Annotated in this window: 24 protein-coding genes and 2 pseudogenes; 18 read left to right on the plus strand and 8 right to left on the minus strand. The window is 56.3% G+C overall.

Annotated elements, in window-relative coordinates; translation table 11 throughout:
* Nucleotides 1–692 precede the first annotated feature (692 nt).
* Both N2603_RS39385 and N2603_RS39390 read right to left on the minus strand, forming a co-directional pair.
* A complete protein-coding gene (locus tag N2603_RS39385) occupies nt 693–1,001 on the minus strand; it encodes a hypothetical protein (protein WP_260386410.1) in 309 nt (102 codons plus the stop codon).
* Between the two features lie 1,792 nt (nt 1,002–2,793).
* Complete coding sequence (locus N2603_RS39390) at nt 2,794–3,123, minus strand: hypothetical protein (RefSeq protein WP_260386411.1); 330 nt, start codon at nt 3,121–3,123, stop codon at nt 2,794–2,796.
* 337 nt (nt 3,124–3,460) lie between these two features.
* Between N2603_RS39390 and N2603_RS39395 the strand changes: the two genes are divergently transcribed.
* The 5 genes from N2603_RS39395 (at nt 3,461) to N2603_RS39420 (ending at nt 7,884) form a co-directional block, all read left to right on the plus strand.
* Nucleotides 3,461–3,835: a Nif11-like leader peptide family natural product precursor gene (locus N2603_RS39395; RefSeq protein WP_260386412.1), complete on the plus strand. Its 375-nt coding sequence runs from the start codon at nt 3,461–3,463 to the stop codon at nt 3,833–3,835.
* 138 nt (nt 3,836–3,973) lie between these two features.
* Nucleotides 3,974–4,810: a hypothetical protein gene (locus tag N2603_RS39400; protein WP_260386413.1), complete on the plus strand. Its 837-nt coding sequence runs from the start codon at nt 3,974–3,976 to the stop codon at nt 4,808–4,810.
* A 59-nt stretch (nt 4,811–4,869) separates the two neighbouring features.
* Entirely contained in the window at nt 4,870–5,406 is a 537-nt protein-coding gene (locus tag N2603_RS39405; protein ID WP_260386414.1) for a hypothetical protein, read from the plus strand.
* 1,038 nt (nt 5,407–6,444) lie between these two features.
* Nucleotides 6,445–6,762, plus strand: a complete 318-nt coding sequence (locus tag N2603_RS39415) for a hypothetical protein (protein WP_260386415.1) — start codon at nt 6,445–6,447, stop codon at nt 6,760–6,762.
* 402 nt (nt 6,763–7,164) lie between these two features.
* Nucleotides 7,165–7,884: a helix-turn-helix domain-containing protein gene (locus tag N2603_RS39420; protein WP_260386416.1), complete on the plus strand. Its 720-nt coding sequence runs from the start codon at nt 7,165–7,167 to the stop codon at nt 7,882–7,884.
* Between the two features lie 204 nt (nt 7,885–8,088).
* Here N2603_RS39420 and N2603_RS39425 read toward each other — a convergent pair whose 3' ends face one another.
* Entirely contained in the window at nt 8,089–8,343 is a 255-nt protein-coding gene (locus N2603_RS39425; protein WP_311740821.1) for a helix-turn-helix domain-containing protein, read from the minus strand.
* 453 nt (nt 8,344–8,796) lie between these two features.
* Here N2603_RS39425 and N2603_RS39430 point away from each other — a divergent pair, with 453 nt between their 5' ends.
* From N2603_RS39430 to N2603_RS39450, 5 genes are all read left to right on the plus strand, one after another.
* On the plus strand, nt 8,797–9,405 hold the full coding sequence (locus N2603_RS39430) for a hypothetical protein (RefSeq protein ID WP_260386417.1): 609 nt from the start codon (nt 8,797–8,799) through the stop codon (nt 9,403–9,405).
* A gap of 157 nt (nt 9,406–9,562) precedes the next feature.
* A complete protein-coding gene (locus tag N2603_RS39435; RefSeq protein ID WP_311740823.1) occupies nt 9,563–10,255 on the plus strand; it encodes a recombinase family protein in 693 nt (230 codons plus the stop codon).
* Between the two features lie 147 nt (nt 10,256–10,402).
* Nucleotides 10,403–10,663, plus strand: coding sequence for a hypothetical protein (locus N2603_RS39440; protein WP_260386418.1), 261 nt, complete (start codon nt 10,403–10,405; stop codon nt 10,661–10,663).
* An 812-nt stretch (nt 10,664–11,475) separates the two neighbouring features.
* Nucleotides 11,476–12,342, plus strand: coding sequence for a DUF6731 family protein (locus tag N2603_RS39445; protein WP_260386419.1), 867 nt, complete (start codon nt 11,476–11,478; stop codon nt 12,340–12,342).
* Complete coding sequence (locus N2603_RS39450; protein WP_260386420.1) at nt 12,339–12,788, plus strand: hypothetical protein; 450 nt, start codon at nt 12,339–12,341, stop codon at nt 12,786–12,788. The genes N2603_RS39445 and N2603_RS39450 overlap by 4 nt, the downstream gene beginning before the upstream one ends.
* Before the next feature lie 663 nt (nt 12,789–13,451).
* Here the strand turns inward: N2603_RS39450 and N2603_RS39455 are convergent.
* The gene (locus tag N2603_RS39455) at nt 13,452–14,867 is read right to left on the minus strand and encodes an ApeA N-terminal domain 1-containing protein (protein ID WP_260386421.1); all 1,416 of its coding nucleotides are present in this window, start codon (nt 14,865–14,867) and stop codon (nt 13,452–13,454) included.
* A gap of 495 nt (nt 14,868–15,362) precedes the next feature.
* Here N2603_RS39455 and N2603_RS39460 point away from each other — a divergent pair.
* From N2603_RS39460 to N2603_RS39470, 3 genes and pseudogenes are all read left to right on the plus strand, one after another.
* Nucleotides 15,363–16,109 (plus strand): annotated as a pseudogene (locus N2603_RS39460) (phage integrase central domain-containing protein); the annotation flags it as partial.
* A gap of 59 nt (nt 16,110–16,168) precedes the next feature.
* Nucleotides 16,169–17,355, plus strand: a protein-coding gene (locus N2603_RS39465) for an IS3 family transposase (RefSeq protein ID WP_260386094.1) whose coding sequence is annotated in 2 segments (ribosomal slippage) — nt 16,169–16,421 and nt 16,421–17,355 — 1,188 coding nt in all. Because the reading frame shifts where the segments join, the coding sequence is not laid out codon by codon here.
* A 2-nt stretch (nt 17,356–17,357) separates the two neighbouring features.
* Nucleotides 17,358–17,648 (plus strand): site-specific integrase, encoded by a 291-nt coding sequence (locus N2603_RS39470; RefSeq protein ID WP_260386422.1) that lies wholly within the window; start codon nt 17,358–17,360, stop codon nt 17,646–17,648.
* Nucleotides 17,649–17,780: 132 nt separating this feature from the next.
* Here the strand turns inward: N2603_RS39470 and N2603_RS39475 are convergent, their stop codons facing one another.
* Both N2603_RS39475 and N2603_RS39480 read right to left on the minus strand, forming a co-directional pair.
* On the minus strand, nt 17,781–20,288 hold the full coding sequence (locus tag N2603_RS39475) for a hypothetical protein (RefSeq protein WP_260386423.1): 2,508 nt from the start codon (nt 20,286–20,288) through the stop codon (nt 17,781–17,783).
* Nucleotides 20,289–21,041: 753 nt separating this feature from the next.
* A complete protein-coding gene (locus tag N2603_RS39480) occupies nt 21,042–22,217 on the minus strand; it encodes a type IV secretory system conjugative DNA transfer family protein (protein ID WP_260386424.1) in 1,176 nt (391 codons plus the stop codon).
* 233 nt (nt 22,218–22,450) lie between these two features.
* Between N2603_RS39480 and N2603_RS39485 the strand changes: the two genes are divergently transcribed.
* From N2603_RS39485 to N2603_RS39505, 5 genes and pseudogenes are all read left to right on the plus strand, one after another.
* Entirely contained in the window at nt 22,451–22,720 is a 270-nt protein-coding gene (locus N2603_RS39485; RefSeq protein ID WP_260386425.1) for a DUF7227 family protein, read from the plus strand.
* A 56-nt stretch (nt 22,721–22,776) separates the two neighbouring features.
* Nucleotides 22,777–23,162: pseudogene (locus tag N2603_RS45105) on the plus strand (DUF7227 family protein).
* Nucleotides 23,163–23,496: 334 nt separating this feature from the next.
* On the plus strand, nt 23,497–23,691 hold the full coding sequence (locus N2603_RS39495; protein ID WP_260386427.1) for a hypothetical protein: 195 nt from the start codon (nt 23,497–23,499) through the stop codon (nt 23,689–23,691).
* A gap of 272 nt (nt 23,692–23,963) precedes the next feature.
* Nucleotides 23,964–24,701 carry a hypothetical protein gene (locus tag N2603_RS39500; protein ID WP_260386428.1) on the plus strand — a complete coding sequence of 246 codons (738 nt, stop codon included), beginning with the start codon at nt 23,964–23,966 and terminating at the stop codon, nt 24,699–24,701.
* A gap of 193 nt (nt 24,702–24,894) precedes the next feature.
* The gene (locus N2603_RS39505) at nt 24,895–25,068 is read left to right on the plus strand and encodes a hypothetical protein (RefSeq protein ID WP_260386429.1); all 174 of its coding nucleotides are present in this window, start codon (nt 24,895–24,897) and stop codon (nt 25,066–25,068) included.
* A 221-nt stretch (nt 25,069–25,289) separates the two neighbouring features.
* Here the strand turns inward: N2603_RS39505 and N2603_RS39510 are convergent, their stop codons facing one another.
* Both N2603_RS39510 and N2603_RS39515 read right to left on the minus strand, forming a co-directional pair.
* Entirely contained in the window at nt 25,290–25,748 is a 459-nt protein-coding gene (locus N2603_RS39510; RefSeq protein ID WP_260386430.1) for a hypothetical protein, read from the minus strand.
* 167 nt (nt 25,749–25,915) lie between these two features.
* The gene (locus N2603_RS39515; protein WP_260386431.1) at nt 25,916–26,221 is read right to left on the minus strand and encodes a hypothetical protein; all 306 of its coding nucleotides are present in this window, start codon (nt 26,219–26,221) and stop codon (nt 25,916–25,918) included.
* Between the last annotated feature and the right edge of the window lie 645 nt (nt 26,222–26,866).

The raw sequence follows: 26,866 nt of genomic DNA on the forward strand, positions 1-26,866 counted from the left end.
AACTGAGGCGTCGTATCATCGCGTAGCGCCCGGGGGCGAGCACAAACCGCTGTGGATAGGCGCCGAGGGCATATTTCCCGGGCGGCGCACGGTTGAGCGGCTGGCCGTCCGCAGGGACGTATGGCTCATGGAGGCTTCGATCGACAGAGACGCAGCCTGACCAGGGGCGGCCTCGCGTGAGGATTAATCCATCGCAATGCGCTCGCCAGACTTGCTTGATGAGCTACTCGACCACTTTCCATGACCTTTGCGGTCTCGGGCGCGGCATACTCCTTTCCGCTTAAGATCATCTGGTGAAATGCGAGCGTCGCGTCCTTGCTCCCGATCGGCAGACTTTAAAAATGAAGCGGTCCGATTTTGGCGCTCTCCGCTCAGCTATTCGGCCCGTCAATTCAACGATGCTGGACTGCATGAGCAGCATCATCCACGCCACAAATCTCAGCCTGCTGATGCTGCGAACGGCGAGCACTAGGTCGGCTTGTGCGGTCTCCTCACCGTATTTCCAGGCGCCATTTGTGCCCCCGGGCAGTCCGCCGGTACTAGATGTAATTGCAACCTTAGTGGGCTGGGGGAGACTTGAGACGTTTGGCGTTAGGCTGAGATTTTTTGTCCGCAAGCCAATGCGCAACGTGCTGGCAGGTTTGGTGGGGCAGCCCAGCTGCTCGCATGAAAGGTGGCCGATGTCACGAGGCCTAAATGCCGCAGCGCGATCTCTCCTGGGAGATCGTGACCGCGGCAAGGCCGAACATCACGTCGCGGTTGATGCCGAAATGGAGGCGATAGAGCCACCAGATTGCGCAGCACCGGTCGAGATCGGAGAGTGCCCGAGCGCGCTTTATTGCTGCTGCGACCCGCGCTATTGGCTTCATGACACGTCTCATCTGGAAACCTGCACGTCTCGGGACCAGTGCTCTAAATTTGGTGAGTTTTTGATCGGTGACGGTCGGCTGTCGCGCGCATGCGTCGGCAAAGGATTGGGAGCTCAGGTTCATGTTTGCCATGGCATTGCGCGTCTCGAAGCTTGATGGGAACACGCATATGTGCATCCGACCTTTCCGTAACCTTACGATGCAAGTACCGCTTCCCCAAACACCCAGATCTGGTAGTGACAATTGACAGCACTCTTATGTTACGCGGTGGCGCGCGTTAGTTCGCAGACCCGATGCTGTCGCATCGAACCGATCGGAGTCGATGGCGTTGGCTGCTCCTCGGAAAACGGGGCGGCGCGTGCCCGGGGCCATGTGATATCGCCTCGACTCATCGATGGCCGGTTGACGATCCTGAGCTTTATTCGCGCCTGATGAACCCGCTCCTCGCGACTGGCCGTTAATGGAGACGGTGATCCACTGCGACTTCCGGGCGCTGTGGGGATGCGGTCAACGAATGTGTATTCGTCATTTGAACAACTCGCCGGCCGACCAGGCACGGACACCCGGTCCGCTTGTTCCGAGGGAGATTGACGACGTTAAACTTAGCGGCGCGTGTGGTCTTTCAAGCGATCGCTTCCATGCCTCCCGTCTTACTCCGCCAACATTCTTTGGCTCTGTCATGAGCGGCAGCGTGCAAGCCTTTTTCATGCATCGGAGCGGTTTAGCATGCTGGCATCTCCAATTTCTCCCGAAGGTAGCGGACCAGCGTAAAAAGTAGCAGACGATCCAACCAATTCAGGTAGGTGATTGGCAGTCGTACTAAGCCTACAACTTGGCGGCACCCCAGAAGGGCGAAGAGTCAGCGTTGATACCGAATGGGGCAAAGCTGGTGCCAAGGTTAGCGGCGCGTGGTAGGGACAGCGCCTTCCAGGGATTGGGCGCCGAGTCACGTCGCCGTTAACCCTTGACGTCGCTGGCGCGGTAGGGACAGCGTCTTTGAAGGCTTGCTCACTATTAAAGGTAGGTGGCCAGCGGTACCTCTCGGCAATACCATTTGGTAGCACCGGGAGGGGGCTTGCCCTCACGGGAGCAAACGTGGCCAGCGACACAGAGGCTTGCGGCATCGGCCAGGAACAGCGCTTTCAGGGATTCACTACCCGATCGCCGAGCCACCGGCTAGTTTCGCTAGCATAGCGGCTGGCAGGAGCAGCATCGGATTCGTTCCATGGCGCCAGTCGCGTCTGCGCTGCTCTCCGTGTTCGGCAACAACTCTTTCCTGACACCCTCGTCTCTCTTGGCACCGCTGGGCAACATCGAAGTCTCTCAGCTGAGTGATCTTGGGGTATGCCGGCCCGCGGCGTTCGAATGGTCCGGACAACGCCCAAGCCGTAACCTCTCAGCCTCAGCCGCGCGCCGAATCCCAATTCGTTCGGGCTCATACATGATGGGCAACGATACGCGTGGCCATCTGTTCGACTTGATAGTGGCGGATCCAATTCGCGACATCTCGCCGCTTTCCCTCGCGGTATCGCCCGCACGTTCCAAGCCGATACTGCGAGGCTTTGCTCTCCAGACGCCACTCTTGTGCAGTCAATGGCTGCTGCCAAAGTAGGTTACGACTTGCCGTAACGCGTTTGATTTAAACTGGTCGTTATACTTGATAACCCGACCGGCGCGCGTTCCTTGAGCCTCAGCTAAGAGAGTTCGCCGTCGTGCCTCTTGAGCGGACGGGAGAGCCTACAATTCTGTATCATGGCTGATGGGGGCGTGCGGAACGTCCACACCAGTAGACGAAATTCTCCGAGTCCAGAGAATGAACGAGATTAGGATCCCTGAAACGCGCTGTCTGCACTTATCCAACGATAAAAGCCACTATAACCTCGGCTGAACGGCTGTCGCTGCGATCGCGATAGTCTGCGCCGGCTCATTTCATCGGAGCTGCAACTCCATTTCGATGAAATGGAGGAGCAGCGCCTCGCTCAGTCAGCATCTTTCCTTGCTTCGAGGCCGTTCGTGCGAGTTGGGCAGCGGAATCGAACCGCTGCCGAGGCAGCAGTTCGGGTGAGCTTCGGCCAGCGCCCAGAAAACCTGCGCCGCCGCGAATTGAAAGACGGTCAACATATTGGCGCTTGTGCGGGTCGCCCCAGTAGCGTCCGGGAAAGGCGATACGGTGGCTCGCATACCTTCCGGTGATGTTTTTAGGTAGATTATAGCCAGTGGTTTGATGACCGTCGAAATGGCTGCTTTCGCGCATGAGAGCTCGTGCGTTTGTGGCTTACAATGTGCGCCGGATCCGCGTCCAGCGCGGTATTCCGCGAGAGCAATTGGCTTACGATTGGAGTTGATCGCTCCTACATGAGCGTTGTAGATGGCGACCGCTTGCGCTGCTGGGCTAGCTCCCGACAACGAGATCCGCTCTACTGAGCGCTTGTTAGGTTCGAGACCAATGTCGGCAAGTTGACGATACGCACGGTCAGACAAAGCGCAAAAGCAGCAATTTCAGTTTGGTATGCGGATTGCTTTATTACGGCGTCATCACCGATCCCTTCTAAGGCGACGGATAGGTAACAATATTTAGCAGAGGCCCGGCTATGTCGCAGGCTGAGGTACAACGCTTTGTCAAGAATCTAGCGAAAGAGGGTAGTCTGCTCGAAAACCTTAAACAGAGTGCTACAGGCCTGGCACCGATTGTAGCGGTCGGAAAGAGCCACGGCTACGATTTCACGCTTGACGAGGTTAGGAGCTGCATCCGAGCGCCGGGCCGACACGAGTTGATGCAGCTCGACGCGATTGTCGGCGGCAAGCAGGGTTTGAGCGGTGCGGGCTTTAGCAGGATTGTGCATACCACTGCGTTAGCTAGTTCCACGTCGGAGGCACCCACGAGCGCCCTGCAAGCCGCGGAAGCGGGCCGTGACCTAGTTGCTATCGTTTTACTTATTGTAGTTGTTGTAGCGGTCGCGGCCTGACATGTTTTTAGCTCTGATCCCATTGTCTCGTCCTCAAGGAGACGATCCGGTCCCAAGAGAACTGAAAGCACGCCTCGTCAGGAGTGAAATCATTGCTTTCAGGCTTAGAGATGCGGCTTCAGGACTCACCCGTACCGTATGACGCATACTGCCACCGAACACTGCCGACAGATTTTTGACCGGCGCACCTCCGAGCAACTGCGCACGTTGTCACACGTCAAGCGCTTCATGGAGCGGCTAACTGGTGACTTGGAGTTCCGCAGGGCGCTTTCGGAGAACGTTGATTCCCCTCGAGCGATAACAGAGCGCTACGGCATCGAAGTTGACCCAATGAAAATGCTGCCGCTCTGGCGCGGCGGCCACCTGAAATACCGCTTCAAGCCGGAGTCTACGCCCTGGCCCCTGGCAATGATGTGGGACGAGTTTATCTGCGAGATGTTGCGCCATCGCGACCTCCTGCGCGAAGAGGGCGAAATGTCAACGATCAGCCCTCGCTTTCATGCTTGGCGTGAGCGCCAAATCCGGCGCTGCAACGACGAATTGGGCGGAACGGCGGCGTCGGTCACGTACCCCATCATCGCTTTCGAGCTGAGCGACGGCTGCACCGTGGGTTGCTGGTTTTGCGGCCTCTCGGCCGACCCCTTCAAAGGCTATTACGAATATAGCGAAGAGCATGCAGCGCTTTGGCGCGGCGTGGTCGGTATCGCGAGCGAGATGTTTGGTTCGGCAGCCCGGACTGGTTTCTGCTACTGGGCCACAGAGCCTATGGACAACCCCCACTACGACCGCTTTCTTATTCGACTACTATCAGATCACGGGCGCATTGCCACAAACAACGACGGCGGCCCCGCTCAGGGATCGCGCACTCACCACGCGCGTGCTCGAACTGTTCAAGCGCTATCGCACCGTGACGAATCGTTTTTCCGTGCTGAGCACAACACATCTCGACCAGATTCACATGGCGTTTTCGCCTGAGGAGCTGATCGGTGTCGAACTCGTCCTGCAGGGCAAGGAGGCGCTGACTGCAAAGGCTTTTGCTGGACGCGCGCGAGCGGAGCGAGAAACTTAGGGCCCTGCTGGAGGGCGATCACACGACCATCGCCTGTGTTTCCGGATTTCTCGTAAATATGCTGCAGGGACGTTTACAATTGGTGACGCCGGTGCCGGGTAGCAAACGCTGGCCTCTCGGCTATCGCGTCTTGAGTGAACGCTTCTTCAGGACGCCTGACGAGTTCCGCGAGGGGCTGCAGCACATGATCGACCAGCATATGTTCGAGAGTCCAGCTCCCAAATTGCCGATCCGCTTCCGCAGGGACCTGCAATACAAAGCCGGGAACCGATGCTTTCATCTCCGCTCACGCAACATGGAACACCGGGTGCTTGACGACATCGCTCCGACTTCCGTTGGCCATCTAATCGCCTGCGGCAAGTGCACAGCGTCGGAGCTGGTTAGGCAGGTCACGACCGACGGAGCGAGCGTGCTCGCAGTAGCCGACCTGCTCGATCAGTTATACGCGGCCGGGGTGATTGAAGAGGACTTAGACGACAGCTTCGCCTGGCAGACCAACTGACCTGTCACTGCGCCTTCATAGCAGTTAGAGCCTCGGATTTTGTACGCCAATGGATCCGCCGGAAGAATTTCATTGTCGGGTTGCCCAGGCGAACGGTGCATGATGTCCCTACAGTTCCACCGCGCTGTCGAAAACATGGAAATTTGGGGTGCATGCAGCGGCGGCTACTCGTTCGTTATAAGCTTGCAGAGCCCGACCGGTCCTGGCTTTCGCGGAAGGTTCGGCTACGTTGCTTCGTGGCGTCCGCTTGACCAGAGCCGTGGCTCGATCAGGGTGCTCGGCTCGCCGCTGCAGAGCTTCGCTGAGGCCAAGGACGCCTGTAACAGTATGCTCAATTACCTGAGAGACTGAACTGATTCCTGGTCGCTGGAAATGGGAGCACCTTAAACTGTTGCAGTCGCGCCGGGTGCTACCCAGGATATTCACCGGGTCGGGACGTAGCGATTGAGATTGTCGCGGCCGATTTGAGCGGGCGCTAGACGTTCTATCCGTCGGACCGGCTTGCGTCCAAATCGACCTCATGTGGGATGAACTTGAAGATCACAGTATCCAGTCCAGCAACTCGGTCGTTTTCTGCAGCTCCGCCAGGAGTTTCTGTGGCGTCATCGCTTTTCTCCGGTCTCGGGCAGATCAGTCGTTTTTGTCTTTGGCTGGAACACACTCTGCAGGGCGTCGACATGCCTACCCAGAAGAAGAGTACCGCGACGCCCGCAAAGACTAGCGGACTCATGGGGACGGTGCCCGCTCCAACGATATCGAATACATGAAGTATGCCCTTCGGGCATCGCTCCCCGACGTCAAGTCGTCCCACCGCGTCGAGGCGCTCGCGCGCGGCCTGCGCTGGGCGACGAACGCGTCGATGCACGCGGCGCTGGCAGCGGCGCCTGCGGCGACCGGTCCGCGACGAAGGCGCCTTTCTCGACTACCTGCGCCGGCATTCGTTCGATGGGCCTAGCGGTACGCTGCTGCGGGCGTTCGCGTACGCCGGTCTCCGGAGCGCGATGGATTCACGCCCGAACTCGGCGGCTTCGGTACCCCGTGACGCGAGACCGCGGCGAGACGCCCGAAGAGGTGGAGGCACGCTTCCTGAAGAACCGCGAGAGGATGCGCGGCGAGTACGGCGTCGACGAGTTCGTCCGTGCCGCCGAGTTCCTCCGAAAGTTCGGCCGGCGCAAGTTGATGAACCTCAAGTGCAGCAGCTGCGGGCTGAAGCACGACGTCGAGCGCGAGGCGGGAGAATACGTCGCGAACGGCATGCTGATCGCTGCGGCGCTGGCGCTGGGCTTCTCCGCCGAGCGGACCCACGCCGGCTCGCCGGACGCCTCCTTCAACATCTCCTTCAGGCAGGCCGAGTAGTTACCGCGGTCGGACCGCGATCATCATGGTCATGTCAGCATGATGATGCCGATGCCGACTCGACGTCGACGATGCCGGCTGCGATGATCATCCGCCTGCCGGCGCGCCAGATTCCGGCAGTTTTTCGCGAACGCAAGAAACCGCGACGCAAACGTCAAGGGGGCGCCGCATTTTAAAAGAGAAAGTGGACTGGAGCGGGCGAAGGAAATCGAACGCTCGTAGGCAGCTTGGGAAGCTAGCCGTCTTTCAGCTCTCTCAAACCCTTAGCTACAAAACCAGCTCTATCGGCATTCATTATCATCAATCGGTTAGCCGGCGAAAGCAAAACCTGCGTCAGCTTGGCAGTCTAATGCAGCAACATGCTGACCGGGCTACTCCGCTGTATTTGGTGGAGGCGAGCCGATGAGTATTCAGGCCGTCGCTTGGGCGCTCGAGCAGTACATCCCGACTCCGATCGCGAAGTTGGTTTTGGTATCACTGGCGAACCATGCCAACCACGAGACCGGTGAGTGTTGGCCGAAAATCGAGACCATAGCTCATGAGTGCTCGTGCTCGATCCGATCCGTCCAACGCTATATCCGGGTTTTGGAGGAGAAAGGCCTTGTGAAGGTGGAACCTCGTTTCATCAAGGGCCGCCAGGACTCAAGCTTTTACTGGTTGCAAATCCCCGGAGCCACTTTCCAGCGGCGAGAGCACCGAGGGGGTGACAGGCTGTCACCCCACGGCTCGCGTCATGGTGGGAAACTTCGGTCGTTTGTCACCCCTAGGGGTGCCACTGCGGTCGCCCCGTTTAACAATCAACAGAACCGTCATTCCCCCAAACCCCCAACGGGGTTGGTTGTGGAAAACGCCGAAGGCTTAGCAAAGGAAGAAATGCGGCGCTCTTCGAGCGCCGCACCGCCGGAATCACAATCAACCCGAATTTCTCGCGGTATCTGGTTCAAAGACCGGGGCAGGTACGAGGCCGAAATAATCAAGCGGTTAGGCGAGATGGGGATCGATATCATGCTGTCCCTGCCCGACTCCAAAGTTGACGAACTTTGCTGGCGTCAGCGGGAAGGGAAGCTAACCGCACTTGATATCAGCAATCTGCAAAATAGTTTTCGGCTCAAGTCGAAGTGAGTCTTGGCACCACCCAAACCGGAAGGTTCGTAAAACGGCTCTAACAGGTGGTTTCTGCATGTCTACATGCGTTATTTTGTGCCCCCGCTACCTCCGTAGCCTGTCAGGAAATCCCTGCCCCGAATGCCTCTGAACGCGCGACTCCGGTTGAGGGCGGCGATGGCATTGCAGGCGTGCAGTTACCTGCACGGCAAGGTCGATCCACTAAGTCGATTTCCGCCGTGACCCAACCTGCGGTCCCTTGACCCGCGCCCGCTCCTCGAACAACTGCCCAACCTTCACCCCTAAAGCTTTGGCTACTCGGGCCACCGTTTCTAATGTCGGGTTGCGGCGGCCGGCCTCTAAGCCGCTGATGTAATACTGCTCCACTCCCATCCGAGCCGCCAACTCCTCCTGCGATAGCTCAGCCGCAAGGCGATACCGCCTCATATTGGTCCCGAAGATTGCCCGCACATCCATGCGCGGGATGCGACTGGAAGCGAGGTTTGGTCTCTATATTATTATAATATATATTCGCCGCCGACTGGGGGAGCATAGTGGGTAGGATATCGCGTTTCAGTCTGATCCAGACTAACAGGCACATTCGACCGGACATGGGCGCAAGCCGATTGAGGCAACGGCCTTACCGGCTCAGTTGCGCTTTCTCCGTTATTCTCGCCCTATCCAACTGCGGTGGAGGCGGCCAACCGAAAGAAGCGAATATCTCCTCGGTCGATGGCAAGACAGTCGATATTCTTTCGCTGAAGCCGGGTATGAACTTCGAAGATGCCAGAGGCATCATTGAGAAGTACGCCAAACAGAATGGCAGATATTTCGAGCACAGCTTCATCGATCCAATAGGGGACAGATCGTATATCGGCCTGTCGGGAATGTTTTCAGACCCGCCAGACTATTTGTCCCCAACGCGAGACGTTGGCGGTTATCTTCTCGTCCTATTCCGCAAGCAACGACATATTGGGAATACAAAGGACCTTTGACTTCAAAGAGGGTACGCGTCCAACGACACGCGAGCTGCAAGATGCTTTGATTAACAAGTTCGGCAAACCTACTGAAGAGCCTTTCAGCAAATACGAGGATCACTACGAGGGCCATTACACAAGATATGTTTGGAGATTTGCTGGACCTATTAGCGATCATGCGACCAAACCGTGCGAAGCGACGGATTTGCGAGAAAATCTGTACGGTTTGATCAATCCGCGAACAATAGACCCACAACGTATCGAGAGTGAATGGGTTGGCGACGTGAAGATGCGGCGCGAAAAGGCTCCAATAGTACGCAGAGAATATCAATCCTTCTACACTCGTGCATTCAATCGCGAAAGCTGCGGTCTCGTCGCCATCGCATTGATTAGAGATGCCAACATTGCTTCGGGTCTCGCAGCGAGCATGGACGTCCTCCTTGTTGACTTCAAGAGAACCGCCGACGCGGTAATCACGGAGCGCGTCCGGGAGGACGAGGAAGAAAAGCGACTCAAAAATCTACGCGAACAACAAAGCAAGGGCAGTGTTCCAAAGCTCTAAGATCGCCACTGAAAGAGCGCCGCCGGTTTCGTCTATGACCAACAGAGTAAGGGCCGCGACACTGCGCGTCGAAAACTCCAAATTAGGATTGCAGGAGATCCCGATAGGTGGCCTGTTGAATTTCGTGCAACCAACGTAGCTCATAAAGTTACACCACATGAATATTTCGGACGGCACCCGGTTCATTTCATATTTCCGCGTTAGCACGGTGCGACAGGGGCGGAGCGGCCTCGGGATTGAGGCTCAGAGGCAGGCGGTCGCGGCCTACTTGACCGGGCGCAAGCCTCTAGCGGAGTTTCTGGAAGTCGAAAGCGGACGGAAATCCGACCGTCCAATGCTCGCCCAAGCCCTAGCTGCCTGCCGGGTCCACAGGGCAGTGCTGGTCATTGCCAAATTGGACCGGTTAGCCCGCAACGTCAGCTTCGTGTCCGCCCTCATGGATTCCGGCGTCGAGTTCGTGGCCTGCGATTTTCCTCAGGCGAACCGGCTCACTATCCACATACTGGCCGCCGTGGCCGAAAATGAAACGCGACTGATATCCGAGCGGACCCGCGCTGCATTGGCGGCCGCGAAAGCCCGGGGAAGGACGCTGGGTGGGTTCAGGGGGCGTGCAGGTACCTGCACCGATCTAGCCAAAGCGAGAGCCGTACGGGCTTTAGCGGCCCGTAGCAGAGCAATCGATCTTGCCCCAATCATCAGTCAACTCCGATTGGAAGGTATCCATTCCTTGCGAGGAATAGCAGCCGTCCTGAATGACAAGGGCATTACGGCCTGTCGGGGCGGCAAGTGGTCGGCCGCACAAGTGAAGTCTGTCCTTAGCCGGATAAATCCGGGGACACCATGCAACTAATTCCATTGGCAGGTGGCCATCCACTGCGTCGCGCTGACCACCGTTCAGCTACCACGTTCTGCCCCACGGGGATGGATTTCAATTAGTCACTCAGGACCGCCATCCCTTCGATGACACGGGAAATGCGCTACCGTTCAGGAGGAAGCCATGAGGTACATCGTCTTACTTGCACTGTTGCTCTCGACTGCGGCGAATGCGGCTGATGTGCGAATTGCTGCGGATGGAACGCCTTATGGACAAATTTATCGTGATTTCCTGACAGTAGCCGAGGAAGGCTGCGCAGCCGGTAAAGGTGCGTTTCCATCCGCCTCACAGGCACACCGCTATCACGATGTTTTCGAACCGCGTCACCCACGCATTGATCCGACATGTGACAACCTTCGTCCGTTCTTTAAGAGAAGGAAATAACTAATGCCGCTCCACAGCCAACGTTGGTTTTTCAAGCCGATGTCTTGCGTGCAGGCCCCTGGACGAGCAGCCCACGACGGCGGAGCATTGAACACCGGCAGTCCGCCGCGCAAGTTCCCAATGTACCTGCAAAGGCTGGGTCAGCGCCCTACGGTGTTACCTGCGTGACAAGGCCGGTGCTTTAGTCGCGATAGGGGATTGGCGGAGTTGATGACTTAATACGACTTGATGGCGTAATGCAGTATGCATACGCTGTGCTTGCTTCTGATGGTCGCAACCATTGTGATTCGGTCGCTCAAAAGCACAAAGACCGCCCGGGGTGGACCGGACGGCCTTTGCTTCGAACCCCTCGCTTTCGAACGGGAGGGGGAGCTGGAGTGGCCCTTATGGAAGGGGCCGGAGGTGTAGACGGCCACCCTTGTGGAAGGGGCGGCCGGGTCCCGCTCAAGGGCGGGAATCGCCACGTGGTGCGGAGCCGGCTACTTTCTCAGGGCAGACCGGCCCGCCACCACATTTGCGAATCGGCGTGCCGACTCACTACTGCATGGTGGGGCTCCCCGTTCCGTGAGTCCACGCCAATGACAATCATTCCTGTGCCAATCCCGCTTTTCCCCAAGGGGAGCCCGTAGTTTGCCGGATACGAAGCGAGAAGATCAGGACAGTCCGTCTCGGGACGAGGTCTTGGAGCGCATGCTCAAGACGAAGCCGAAGCCGCATAAGCCTACGAAGCAAGGTCCCCGCAAAAAGTCCAAGTCGCCAAAGCCGCGCTGATCAGCTATCTTCAACCATGGGTTGGGTTGAGGATATTTCACATGAAAATTCATGCGTATCGCGTCATCCAGACGGGGCCGGTTACGTTGAGCCAAGTTTTGCAAGAAATTCATGGCTTGCCATTGGATCAACGATTGCGCGACGTCTCCGGTACCCCGCTTCGAGTTGAAGAATCTGTACCTGGCGGCTCGACATGGGCTGTGGATTTCGCCGCAATAAAGCACGAAGGGCCGGGGCGCGCATCGATTGATGCACCAATCGAGGACTTCGATCTAGAGGACGAAGAGGGCTTCGGTCATGAGACGGCAATGTACTACGACAGCGCGTCAGGGTTTCTGACGCTGCAATATAATCACTACGGCCCTCGCGTTGCCCGCATACAAACCTATCTCTACTACTTCGCGCGCCGCCTTGCGGGCGAGGGACTTGACCCCACGCAATATGGATTTGGCTTAGCGCCTGTCTTGAAGGCGGACGCCGCAGATAGGCTGAACCACATGGGCATAGTTAAGAATATCGAAATTTCTTTTTACGTTCCGGGCGTAATGGCTCAGCCGAACGAAACTCGGCAGTCCCTTAGCTCGTTTCTCGACAACCCATTGGTTGGGAGTGCGGATAGAATCCGCATTCAGCTAGCAGCTGGGCGTGCCCGGGCCGGATCACTTGCGGTCAATCACGTCAGACAGATCGTATCAGATCTGATCAATGCTAGAGACGATCTAGAGGCGCTCAAAATAACGGCCCAAGAAACCGAAGACGCACCGAAAGAGCCGGTCGATCTGCTTGAGGCTCGGTTGGAAGCCGATATTCCTGTCGCAAAGGTAGGCCGTAGGTTCGGAAGGCAGGAGAGATGGTCTGCACTTCGGCAGGCCTTCGAGACATGGAATACTAATGGGCATTTCGTATGAAGCGAATCGGCCCCTTCTGGGAAGAGGTCTGGCCTCTGGTCGGCGCCGCAATCATTTGCGCCGTCTGGTATCAGGTTGGCCGACCCTTCCCCGCTAATCCGGATGGGCTATTTGGAGCGGCGGCTACGGTTGCTTCGATCTTCGCGAGCTTTCTGGGGGTGTCGAAAGCAATCATTCTTACAATCAAGGGAACGCCCACCTTCAAGATTCTTGAGCAAAGAAACTATACGCCCATTCTGTTCTCTTATTTGCGAGATGGCATCTTCGCGTCAGTTCTGTTTGCCTCTTGCTCGATTGTAGGTTTTTTCGTCGACCACGACTCTGTCCTGTGGCAGCATCATCTTTTTAAGATGTTCCAAATTGTTTGGATATTCGCCGGCACCCTATCGCTGCTCACCTACGTCAGAATAACGAATATCCTTTTTAAGCTTTTGCGCCTCGTTTAGAATGCCGGCGCAAAAACTTCCGCGCCAGCTATTTAGCTGACGTGGGCCGCGTCAGGTCGGCGGTACATTAACTGTTTGCCACGCTTTAGCTTCGCAGCCAATCGATATGCGTCGTCGCGGCTTAGCGGACCATGCCATTTTCCGTTACGGGGCGACGATCCGGCCTGCGTCCCACGGCCATCATTGCAGTATCTGCATTCGGCTCTGTGAATGCGAGCCCGATCATGCGTCCAATTTTCATAGATGAAATAATCAACCATCAGCAGCCCCTGCTAGTCAGATCCCCCACCCTTCATCGAAAACCGAGAGATGCGGATAGATCCGCAGTATTTGTAGGTCTCCAAAAAAATCCAAAAAAAATCTTCAATGACGTTGTAAGACACCGTAAGACAGGGCCGCAGTTCAGCAGTTCGGCCGCGCATGACACCGTCCTACAGTGCGCCCCTATAATTTTGCCTCGATGTATAAGACACTTCCATTTCGCAAGCGCGTCCAACTGTGTATGTAAGACTAGCCCGATACGCCTTACTCACCAGAGACTTAACTCAATTTCCAAAAGACAAAATGGTGACCTCCTGCAACCCTGCAACACTTTAGTGTTTTGGAGAGGCAGAAAACCGATATCCGCCGTGCAGGCACCTGCACCCTACCGTCTTCCAAGCTTCATAAATCGTCGTCAGCTTCGCTCTGTTGCTTTGCATTGAGCTGCGCCAAATGCAGCGCGGCTGCACTCCTTCCATCAAGGCTAGAGGCAAGCGTGGCGCCGCCTACGCCGGCTTTGTACAGGTAGAGGATTCGAAGCAGGATAGTTAGCCGCACGCTCACATCATACATCGCCTGCCCCTCTAAAATGTCGGAGCGAATCCCTTCATCCCAATGCGTGTAGTAATTGCGGGTATCAACCCAACTTCGTGGAACTTTTTCAGCCCCAACAATGCGCTTTCGCAGTTCGACAGGAAGCAACTCAACAAGTTGGGCCAGTCGCTTCGCGAGGGAAATTTCGTTTCCATAACGCAGGCGACTTTCCAAGGAAGCACGATGATCTTGGCCTAAAGACTTCGGAATAGCGTCAAGCAACACCTGAAGGACGGATTTGTACTTCGCTGCGTCCAAATAGAGCCCTGGGAACAATGCGCGGTGTAGCCCTTCGAGGGACTGCATCAAGGATAGGAATAGCACGTGTGCCCATATCTGTTCGGAAGCCATCGTGCTCAACGCAAGATTTGCCGGCCTCTCTACCTGCGGAAACAATTGAAACCATGTTGGTACAACACTGGCCAACTCATCGCCAAGTCGGGTACGACTTGCAAAGAAATCATGGTGCTCCGAGTGATCGCAATATTTCGCAGAGGGGCGCCCTGTCAGGACAGACAGGACGAAACCATGAGAACTATCTATTCTCAATTCTATCCGATCAGGCGGCATCGGCTTCTCTGCGAAAAAAGCCAGCAATCCGCAGGCTTTCCAAAGCTGATCCAAATACCAATCCAGCGTCCGCGGTGTACTGGGTTTAATGCTTAGCCATCCGGACGCTGTGATTGTAGCTTTGGAATGAGCCGGAGAACCGATTCCATAGATGTTAAATTCTAGCTCGCTCTCAATACTCGGAATCGCGATTTTCTCTGACGGAAATTTCTTCACTCTGAAGGAGATACCCGCTTCATCTCGCACCGTTTCAATAGAGCGAGGCGACAACCATATCTCCAAGCCCGGCACACGACATCTCAGCTCCGGATAGAGCTGCCCTGGTTTCACATGTGCACCAAAGACAGCTAGGTGGCTCCAATATTTTTCGGGCCGTCCGAATCCACCACTAGCAAACGTTAGTGAGTAACCAGTTCTGACGCACCGGAAGAGCGAGATTGCTTCCTGCTCCCGACTTATGCCGTGGACGACCGGATATTCTACGAACTCGGCTCGAATCGGCCCGCTCTGCATGGGCGCTAGAGAATCGCTCAATGCAAGTTCTATTCGTTCGGATCGACAAGCTAAGGTTCCGGCGCTTCGTCTGTCTGGATTTTCTGGAATGAACCAGGTGCCAAACGTCTCGAAATCTTGACTCATGTCGCGGTCAGTCATTGAAATCCACCTTATCGCCCGTGCAGGTGAAATCCGTGCAGGCGAAACTGCAAATTCCTTCAAATTCGTGCAGGCGCCACCTGCACGACCGCACGATTACAAAGCTCATATATTTGAAAATACTGAGATAATGTCGAAGAAGCATTCTATTTTTGGCGCTTGTTCGTGCCTTTCTCACCTCGTACACATAGATGCCGCGCACTGGATTGCACGCGCGGCAATTTCCAGGGGCGCGGACACCTCTGGAGCATCATGCCGAATTCTTGCGTTCGATCATCCAGTCTTCGGCGGGCCTCCTAAAAATGGCCCGTCGTCCCTGCACATTCAAGCAGCGAGACGTCACACGCGCATTGCGTGGAGCTAAAGCGGCTGGCATTGAGATTCAGCGGGTCGAAATCGACGGGGCTGGAAAGATTGTCCTCGTAACGACCAGCCACGGTACCCAAACTTTTGCGGACGAACTCGACCTAGAATTGGCAGCTTTCAAGGCGCGTCATGGTCAGGATTGATCTTAAGGGAATTGCCAAAGTCAATGCGAAGGGCCGCACCTATTGGTACGCGTGGCGCGGCGGCCCGCGGCTGCGCGGCGAGCCCGGCTCGCCGGAATTCATCGCTTCTTACAATGAAGCTGTCGAGCAGCGGCGCACGCCTGACAAGAACCGCTTCCGCTTCATCGTGACGGACTACAAGGCGAGCAGGGAGTACAAGAGGCTCGCGGAATCGACGCGCGACCAATGGGGCAAGTGGCTCGATCGCATCGCGGATTATTTCGGCGATTTGCGCATTGCACAGTTCGATCGGCCTGAGAAAATTCGACCTGTGATCCGCCGCTGGCGCAACCGGTGGGCCGACACTCCACGCACCGCCGACTATGCGCTCCAAGTGCTATCGCGCGTCCTCGCCCACGCTGTCGAGCTCAGTAGGATCGCAGGCAACCCCTGCGAGGGCATCAAGCACCTCTACAACAATGATCGCTCCGAGATCATTTGGACCGAGTCCGACATCGCGCACATTAAGAAAACCTGCTCGCTTGAAATCGCGAACGCTGTAGACCTCGCAGGCCATACCGGCTTGCGGCTAAGCGATCTGCTGCGCCTGTCGTGGTCGCACGTCGGCACCGATTCGATCGTGCTCACAACCGGCAAGAGCCGGCACCGCCGCGAAGCGATCATCCCGCTATACGGCGCACTTCGGGAAGTCCTCGCCCGCATTCCAAAGCGCGCGACCACGATCCTGACTGACCTGCCACTGCGTATTTCCTCCAGAAGGAGTTAGAGTCCGGCCCGAAGAAGGACGGACAGATGAAGCGAGCAAGGTTCACGGAAGAGCAGATTATCGCGGTATTGAAGGAGCATGAGGCTGGGGCGAAGACAGCCGACCTGGCTCGCAAGCACGGTGTTTCCGAGGCGACGATCTACAATTGGAAGGCCAAATTCGGCGGTATGGACGTTTCCGAAGCGAAGCGGCTGAGGGCCTTGGAAGAGGAGAACGCGAAGCTGAAGAAGCTTCTGGCCGAGCAGATGCTCGATGCGGCCGCACTTCGCGAGCTCCTTTCAAAAAAATGGTAGGGCCCGCCGCCAAGCGCGCTGCGATCGCGCATCTGCAGGCCGTCATGAGCCTGTCGGAACGGCGGGCCTGCTCGATTGTGGGGGCGGATCGGAAGATGATCCGCTATCGCTCCAGCCGCCCGCCGGACGCAGTTCTGCGTGGCCGATTGCGCGATCTCGCCAACGAGCGGCGGCGTTTCGGCTATCGCCGGTTGTTCGTCTTGCTGCGGCGGGAGGGCGAGCCATCGGGGATCAACCGGATCTACCGGCTTTACCGCGAGGAAGGGCTCACCGTCCGCAAACGGCGGGCTCGCCGCAAGGCCGTGGGGACCCGTGCCCCGATCCTGGTCGAGGCGAGGCCGAACGCGCGCTGGTCGCTGGACTTCGTCCACGACCAGTTCGCCAATGGCCGACGCTTCCGCATCCTCAACATCGTCGACGACGTCACCAAGGAATGCCTGGGCGCCATTCCGGAGACGTCGATCTCGGGGCGGCGCGTGGCCCGCGAACTGACGGCAATCGTCCAGCGACGCGGCAAGCCAGGAATGATCGTGTCCGACCATGGCACCGAATTCACCTGCAACGCCATGCTCGCTTGGTGCAAGGACGCAGCCATCGATTGGCACTTCATTGCGCCGGGAAAGCCGATGCAGAACGGCTTCGTCGAGAGTTTCAATGGCCGGATGCGCGATGAGCTACTCAACGAGACCCTGTTCTTCGATCTCGATGACGCCCGCGCCAAGATCGCCAACTGGGTCGCCGACTACAATCTCCAGCGTCCCCACTCGTCGCTGAAATACCTGACCCCCGCGGCCTACGCCGCCCACCTCACCGCAACGGACGATCGGCTGCGCAACCCCGACCAGCTCCGCCGATCGTCCGTTGCTCCATCCGCGCCACTTGGCGTACAAAACCGCGAGACTCTAACTGCCGCTGGATGAAAATGCAGTGGCAGGTCATGACCAGCAGCCGGCGGCGCCCGTGGACGGCCGACGGTTTCGGTAGCTCTTTCAACAAGGCCAAGATCGACGCCGGCATGTCGGAGAGGGACTTGCACTTCAACGACTTGCGAGGAACTGCGGCGACGAAATTCTACATCGCCGGGTTCAACATGCGCGAGATCGCCGAAACGCTCGCTTGGGAAGAGGACTCGGTCGAGAAAATCATTCGTCGCTATGTCGGTCGCTCTGCCGCGATTAAAGAGCGAATTAGGAAATTGGAGACCAGAGAATGAACAAATCCTGCAAAACCGGCGACAAAACCGTCTCGCGAAATTCGGCTAAGTGTTGGAGCGGGCGAAGGGAATCGAACCCTCGTATGCAGCTTGGGAAGCTGCCGTTCTACCATTGAACTATGCAACTTTTTTCTACTGCCAGTCCACAATCGACACGTCGACTTCTTCCAGGGACTCCTTATCGAACAGTAATCCAAAAGAGATCGGTAGCCGGTCAGAACCGGATGACATCACGACCAACGGCAACAACTGTTTTAGAGCGCCCGCCTTTGGAAAAATAGCAAGATTAGTAGATCGCCTTTCTATTAAAGCGCATCCTATAACTCCCACAATTTGAGAAAAATCCGGAGCACTGGCATTTCCAACACATAGATCTTTCAACGGCTGTAACTTCAATGCTCCAAGTTCTGAGTCCTCATTTTGCAAGAATGCGCTTATACGGTCTAAATTTGAATTGAGTCTGCCCACTCTATCGGCTGGCGTTTGTAAGTAGTCTACAATTACGGCGCGCACAATTTCTTCAAATCGAAATTGCGCGGAAGTTCTTATTTTGATGAGTCTTCCTCGCGACGCCAAAAGTTCTTTTAGGTTATCATTTTGCAGCTCCACCATCTGCCGCTTCGCTTCAATTACCTCGTTGTTAAAATCACTGATTGCCGTCTTTGCTTGATCTATCGCAAATTCCAGGTCCCAACGATTCTCAGGAGGGACAAATCTCGAGCCATTTGCGTCGTACCATTCATTAAACGACTTCAAACCCCCATACGCCTCCTCCGCGGCCCCTGGCCAATTTTCAGCTATTACGTTCACATAAGCCTTACCAAAATGGGACGCAATTTCTCCTAGCTTCCCCAATTGCTCAAAGAGGTCTGGTGATTTTGTGGGTGGAGGAACCAACGCAGCGAGCCGGCGCTCAAGATCCTTAAGGGCTGAACCCATGCGATCTCTTTGCTGGTCGGACACCTTACCATACATGAGGAGATGAATTTTCGAGATTTCGGCAAGTAGGCTTGCTGTTACCTGTTGGATCCGGTTGAGTTCGGCCATCAGTTCGCCGTGGCGTAGATCGATATTCACATCGATGGGTCCGGACCGAAAGAGTCCGCCAGTCCGAAGCAAAAAACCGCGCACTGAATTTCCGTTTCCGCTCAATAACACGTCTCGGAAAGCGCACAGATGATATATGAACTCGAGCGCCCTCGAAGGCAGCCCGACGTAGTCTTTAGATTGACAGGACAACGTCTCGAAGATTTTTGAGTATTCCAAATGAGTGGTCTGGCCAGCAAGAAATGGATTTGCTTGCGCTATCAAGTCGCGTTGCAACTTATTTAGCTCGGCGGAGAGAAACGCCACCAACACATCCGTTGGGGAAATAGAAAAAAGCGCCGGATTACTCCGCGCTGAGTTCAACATGAGATTGATATCATAATTGCCTTCAATTTCCGCCTTGAGTAAGAGAGCAGAACTTTGAATGAGTGCTTTCACGGTGTCGATACTTTCAGACGTAATACTTCCGTCTTTTCCAACAAGCTCTTTTAAGTCGATCGCAGCTCCTTCTGGAGTAAACCCATCGCGAGCGTTGGTACTTGCTTTGATGTAACTGTAAGAGCGCGTGCGAAGGCGAAACATGTCCGCGGGTCTGCCGCCGCGAACATCGCTTGCTTCCGCGAGCAAGTTGAAATCTGGAGCGGACGGATCGCTATTTATGAAATGAAACTCTATGGATCCAGCATCACCACCTTTGCCGGGTCTACCGGATAATCCGCCATTCTTACTGGGCAACGGCCCACACGTCTGACAGAACCTCGCGTTTGGGTCGCATGGGTGATCGTACCAACAGCCGGGTAGCGAGCCGACGCCACCCCGCCCACCTTTAAGCCCGCCAACCTGAAAGAATAGACCTTTGACTTCATCAAACGCGTCTCCTTCAGGCGGACGCGACGCGCCTTCTTTCACCGCCTTCGCGCAGTCGCCGCATAGTTTTACAGAGGAGGCATAAATCCGGATCGATCCGGAACGTACATTCTCCCATACCATTTCGTTATCGGGCGCGTCTGCTCCATCTGAACCCACTTTGTTGGGAATTGTATCCGACAACCCCCGTACAATAGACAACGGAACCTGACCGGACGGAAGTTGCGGCAACTCCAAATAGCTCTTGCCCTTAGGGCGGGGCCCCACTCCATAAACATACTTTTTCTTGCCCGCGTCATAATATTGACGCCACAAATAACGCTGGTCGAATGCTTTCTGAGCCTTCGGAGAATCCTGCAGGATCCAAGGCAATGGGGAGGACACCCACACGTCGACCCCCGGTGGCTTGTCTACCCAATAATTCTCTCCCATTTGAAGATAGACGCGAGTGTCAATTGGCGCATTCAAAACGAGTTCGTCAGCAACAATTAGGACGTCTCCTCCATTCGAATGGAGCAAAGAGTTGATGACGACCTTTTTCTGAAATATAAAAATGTCTCTCTTCACAACCGTCGGCTGGAAGTTTCCCTTATACGTGGGCTTAAATAAGTTCACTTCCTTCCGGGGAAACTCCTGCCAGGTTGCCGAAACTTGTGCATTTGCCGTAGTGGCAAAGCACCCAAATAATAGGCCAGCTACAAGAAGGCAACGATGTAAAACAGTCATGTTTGCCCCATCTTCAACGACAGGCGTGAACTCGAGGTGGAAATCCGATAGCAGTCACTGGTTCGGCTTGCTCCACCCAAATAGCCTTTGTCTTCACTCCAACCACCCGCGAACGCCGCATTAGAAATACCGTCCGAACTCAATGTGAGTATCGCGAAATGAGAAGTATATACCGTGCTCATGTGCCTGCGCAGGTTCTCGCACAATAGAGACATGAAATGAAATCGCATCCTCCTATGAGTTGAAAAGTTGCGCGGTCGATTGACAGGCCTCTGCTTGTCCAGAGGTCTGGCTCTGCTATCGCGCGCACGAAACGCGGATCAGTAATTCACTTGAATGTTGTACCCACCCCGACTACGCCGCCAACACCTGCTGGCTGCCCTGGTGACGGAGGCGTCGAAGCATTTTGTCCAAATCCATACGCATTACCCCCACGCGGCACAGACAGGTGCGTGTAGCCATTGAGAGCGCTGCCTGTGCTGGAACCTTGAGGCAGGAGATTTGTGTTCGGTATATTAGTGGTGCCCGGTTGGTATTGTGAGGCATCTGGAGCAGTTTGCGCCAGAGCAGAGCCAGTCGCGAAAAACGAAAAGACGATCAGGGCCGCAACAAATTTGAGCATGACAGCCTCCATCTCAAATACAATTGATGGATGGGCTTAACTATACGCTACATCCCTTTTCCAGAATAGACAGCCACTCTGCCCTAGCGAGCGAACCCACTTTCGCTCGTTCATCAGCTGGGCTGAAACGATCAGACTCTATCTGGACTCAACGTAGTGGCGCTGAATGGAAGCGACGGCGTCCCATCAATCATCAGCTTCAGGTAAATGCGACAATTGGGCAGCTGCAACAGATCCGCTTCATCAAACCGTTCCTGGAATTCCCGTGTCAGGTACGTCGCGTCTTCCGAGCCAACTCGGAAGGATATGATCGTACCTGCATTTCCGAGCACGGCGTGGCGCACGTCCGGCTCAAGCTGGTGAAGGTATTGGTGGGCGACGGTAAAGCCGACACGGTACTTGCGGAACTCCGCGAACATGTTCGCGACAGCAAGCGTGGTAAAGTTTTGAAACTCATCAACGTACACATAGAAGTCTCGCCGTTCATGCGCCGGCAACTCTGCCCGGCTGAAGGCAGCAAGTCCAAGCGTTGTCACCAGCAAGCCTCCCAGCAGCGACGAGCTATCCTCGCCAATCCGTCCCTTGGCTAGGTTGACCAGCAGCACCCTGCCCTCGTCCATAATCTGCCGGACATGGAGATCGCGCTCGGGAGCGGTCAAGAACCTGTTCAATAGCGGATCTGACAGAAAAGCGCCCACCTTGTTCTGGATGGGGGCCGTGCCGTCGGCCCGATACCCGAACGAAAAGCGCTCAAACTCGTTCAGAAAAAAGCTGCGAACGGTCTCATTCTTTGTATGTCGCGCAATCGCTGCACGGAACTTTCGATCCGACAAGACTCGCAGCACGTCGTGCATCGTGGCGTGCGGCTGCTCAAGGAGCGGCATGAGCACATTTCGCAAGATGTGCTCCATACGCACGCCCCAGGCTTCGGGCCACATCTTCTTGAAGACTTCGATGAATCCAGAAGCAGCAAGAGCGATCCGATCCTCGCGGACGCGGCGCAGGGGATTGTATCCATACGGCTGCGACAGATCACTGGCGTTCAGATAGATCGCCTCCGGCGCACGTCTCGCCGGCACTTGAGCCGCGATGCGTTCCACCAGATCGCTGTGCGGGTCGATGAGCGCAAGCCCCAGCCCGCGCTCAATATCTTGGAGTGCCATCGTCTCGAGCAATGTCGACTTCCCGGTACCCATTTTGCCGATGATGTAGACATGAGAAAAACGGTCTTCGTCCCTAATACCGAAGACTTGCTCGTCGCCGTGAAAGTCGGTGCGTGAGATTGTGCGGATGCATACCTCTATCATCAAGCAGCTGCCCGACAATCCGAGAGGTGTGGACGTGCCACGCTGCGTCGATTGAATCCTGCTTGCGCGAAATCGCCTCTGCAAGGTTGCGCATGGCGCACGACAACAAGATGTGATCGTCGATGCACGGTGCGACACCGTGCACCGCCGACCTCCGCAGCCTCACATGGCTCACGATTACAGCATGAATTTTGAAATCTATTTGGGGTCTCCCGAAACGGAGACACCCACAGATGGAGCGTTTTCTTATTGCCTTTAACTCTGGAAATCGCATAACCGGCCCGATCCTTATCACAACCAGTCCTCGCTCCTCCTGCCCGTTAGCTTGTCCGCTGCGCAAGGGCGCCACAGGCCAGGAAGCAGGCGTCTGCTATGCCGAGCACGGGTATCTCGGTCACTACATTTGGACCGGGCTGGACCGAACACAGGCTGGTCAAAAGATCAGCGGCCGCATTCCCGTCTACAGCTTCGATGAACTGCTCGCGATCGTGCGGAACCGCTGAACACCCTCTGGAGCCACAACCAAGCGGGCGATTTACCGAGTGACGATCAGGTAACGATCTCCCGGCCGCGACTGATGGCACTGACCGCCGCAAACTCTGGTCGGCGAGGATTTACGTACACTCACTTTGACGTTCTCTCGAATGAGGAGAACCGGCTCGCCATCGCTGACGCTAATGCAGACGGGTTCACGATCAATCTCAGCGCCGACGCTCTGGCTGAGGCGGATCAGCTCGCCGCACTCGAGATCGCGCCCGTCACGTCGTCGTGCCATCAGACATGATGAACGACACGGAGACTCCCGAGAGGAGGAAGGTGGTGATATGTCCCGCGATCACGCACGAGAAGGTAACCTGCGCCACCTGTGGTCTTTGCCAAAGGCAGAGATCGACCATCATTGGGTTTCCCGCGCACGGCCCGGCCAAAGACAGAAAAACTGCATAGAGTTTTCTGCCAGCGGGAGCTCGGCTAAATGCCAAACTCTCGCGCTTCCGACTTCCCGTGCCGGCCTGACACGAGTTCGCGTCTCCACCGGACCGGAGTTGAGGGCGAATATTGGCTCAGAGTTGATCTTTCGGCCGCGGCAACACCGTCGTGTCAGTGCTTGTCCTCGCCGGCCTGATCTAGGAGGCCGCTATGCAAGTCCGGAACTACTACCACTGCTCAGAGTGTAACCGCGAGTGGAGCGACGTGTCGTCCGTGCAATGTGACGAGGATTGCCCGCATTACGGCGGCCAACACATGTCCCCGTACAAAAGCGAAGACGCGGAGGAACGCGATGATGAATAAGATCGCCCTTCTCAACGACGCCTTTCGGCAGACGTTCCGCGGCGGCAAGATCATGATGACGATTGGCGTTGCGGAGCTACCGGACTGTCTAAAGCCCGAGGCGCTGCGTCAGGTGGCAAACTTCTCCGGATTTACAGAGGAGGAAGATCCCCTTGTGGTCCCCAATGATTATGCTGGGAACTAAACCAACCCTTAACGGCCGATGCCCTCAGCACGAATAAGAGCGAAGTGGATTGCGCAAGAAACTAAACGCGTGCTGATGGCGCTCACCCGGAAGTTCGGCCAAATGGCGGCCGGACTGTGTTTTGCGACCGCGAGCTGGACGGGCCCGACGTTCGACCCAGATCTCACATCAGGAGCACAATGAATCCGCCGGGCCGCCGGATTTGAGCCACATGGCGGCCCATGTCGCCGCGAAGGGTCGCGCCTGGGCGGGCGCAACACCGGGAGTTTTCGATGTCCGGTTATTTGCGATGGTGCTTCGTCGGTCTGGTTCTTGTTGAAACTCTTTCCACGGCGCCGGCGTCCTCCAATCCTCTTGCGGACATCTTCAATACCGCTGCGCCGCAACCTGCGGCAAGCTCTCCACCGCAAGCGGAATGCTTGGGACGCCCCGGCAATTCGACCCCCGACGACCAGCATTGGGTCTATCGAATGGACGGGCACCGCAAATGCTGGTTCCTGACCGAGGGTATCGCGAAGGTGAAGAAGACCGCTCGCCGTGTGCCCAAAGCTAGCACCGCCAGTTTGGACGAGAACGGGACCGCGCGGCCGCGGCAAAGCGCCGTTGTTGATGCGCGGGCGGAGTTGCTGCGCTCCGCACACGCCGAGCCGTCTCAGCCGCTTCATCCGGAAGTCAAGGTGGCTGATGCGGCCTCTGATCTCGGCACAAGCACCGCCCGGATGTCGGCGGCCCTCGTTGCCCAGCACAGTCCTCGGACCACGCCCACCATTCCGAGCCAAGGTCAAGTCGACGTTGAGCAACTTCTCGTGGCCACGCCAGCCAACGATGTGGCGACCTCGTCCGATCCTCCAACTCTGCCCACCGGCGCGCTCGTGCTCACCGCGGAGGCGCGTAACGTGGCGCAGAGCCGGACCGCAACTTGGCTCGGCGTACTGCTGATGATGCTTGGGATGCTCTCCATCTTAAGTTCCAGCCGCTCGCTTCGGCACGCGGTCAGATTACGCTACTGAGGCGCGCTGCACTGGGCAGGGATACCTTACGCATCGTCGGGATCGAAGAGCTTCAGGCGCTGGTATAGCCGAATTGCCACACGTACAAACGCTCCTGGCACCTGTACTTACTTTGGCGCTGCCTTAAACGAGCATTCGACTACGATGGCTGTTCCCCTTAGGAGGGACTGCCATCGTGCGGTACAGAGTGTTCGTGGTGGACAGCAGCCGGCAAGTGATCTGCGCGGCAAAGCTCGACTGCATCGACGAGCAGGCTGCGAGACGTCGAGCCGAACAAATGCGTGGCGAGCACGACGTCGAGCTTTGGGAAGGCGATCGGCTCGTCGCGGTGTTTCAAGGCGGAACATCCAACGAAAACCCTGAGTAGAAGGCCTGCCTCGCCGCTGGGTTAGCTATACCACACTCGCTGATCGGACGCGCTCGCGCTGCTGACTCTGTTTGTTCGCGCGAACCAGTCAGTACACTCCAACTCCCGCTCGGTTGCCCCCTATGGCGTCTGTCAGCGATGCAAGGATACCTCGAAGTGTGTCCAGCACGTCCTTCTTCATATTGGGGTAAGTAGGTTTATTGAAATCAACTTCGATGTGCCTACCGATCGCCGGCTTCTCTGGCTGATCCTTTGCTATCCGAGCTAAGTATCCAGCGTTTTCTTGGTATCGATAGTAAGCTACTGTAATTTTCTCGACCTCGGTAGGCGTGAGCAGGCCTAGGTTCTTCGATATTTTCGATGTAGATCTTGAAGCTCTCAACCAACGGAATCCACGTGAAAGTGTTCTCTTCAACGTAGCTAATCTCTTCTTTTATGACGTGAGCCAAACTGCTCAGCTCCGCCCAAAGAGATATGCGCAACACCTCACGCTTGTTTCTACGCAAGCGCTGCTCCGTCTTCTCTGCTTGCTTAGCATTCCATCTGAGCCCAACAAGCACGCCAATGAAGCCGAAAAGGGCAGTTACTATAGCTGCGAATAGCGGGATGGTGGCTTGCCACGGTGAAATGTTGGTCGGTTGAGGATCAGCGACGAGAACAATCGACAGCGGGATGGTCAAGAGAGGCTGCATGACAAGCTTTTTGAAAGAATGCCGCGCCTTGGAGGCGGTAGAAGTTAGTCGTGCTGCACGAATATACAACCTTCCGCAAGGCGCAGCGAAGGCAGCCCGACGGGTCCGCGTCGCTTAGCGCCCGTCCCTGCAGTTGTTGGAGTTCGCATTCGGGGCTAATGGACGTCTCGGTCTAACTCGCGCAACAGCCGATGAAGGAAGTCGCTGGCGTGGTTATATTGTGCGCCGCCGTCCAGTATCTGATGAGCGAGCGGTGACACTATATTGCCAACGGCTTCAAGGCCAAACAGCTCGGTCCGTGATGACCACAACTCCAACAGCGCGTCGGGGATGTCTTCGCTCGATCCAAATAGATTGAGGAGCCGGCTTTCGGCGACATCGTTATGATCATGATGGGCCTTGGCCGCGTAAAAGGCGAACAACCCACGAAAGGCGTCACGGGAAACGGAAGGCTTTGCCATCGCAATGTCCCCTACAGAACTTCAAATGAATTTGCGAAATCTGGAGCTGAACGGACGCTATCCCCTCGAAATCCTCACACGAAGAAGATTTTACAGCAGGCCGGGAAAAAGCGGCAAGCATTTAATCCATGTTAGAAGTGGCTCACTGCCCGTGCCTTTTGACGTACCGCAACCCGGCTTCGTTCATTTTTCATAAAGTTAGCACGTAGCCAAACAACGTGGCACTCGGGTCGCTAGAGACTATGGCTCCGGGCTCCCAGGCAAAACGGGCCCGCTCTTCAAAATCTCCAATAAGTCAGAGAGCCTCGTGCAAACCCGAGCTCGGAGTGCGCCCTCCTTCGAGTTCACGTTGAGCCTGCCCTCATGGTTCTTGCTCTTGGAACGCCGTCTTCGCCGATTCTTCTCGCTTCTACAACCCAGCGGGTCGGAGCTAGTTTCGGCTGGGGCTTTCACATCCGTTCCCATGCTGTTTGTGGGCGCCTTGTTGGCGTCAAGGCGCACTTTCCGCGCATGGCGACCTAGTGCCGTGGAGCGCCTGGAATGGCAACGCGAGATGCAAAGCTCGCGAGCGGCACTTTGCAAATGTCAGAAACCGAACCGACCGGACGCGTGGATTGCTCTCTAAATCGTCCGTTGCTAAGAACC

Origin of the sequence: Bradyrhizobium huanghuaihaiense, assembly GCF_025200885.1 — a bacterium.
Classification (GTDB): Bacteria; Pseudomonadota; Alphaproteobacteria; order Rhizobiales; family Xanthobacteraceae; genus Bradyrhizobium; species Bradyrhizobium huanghuaihaiense.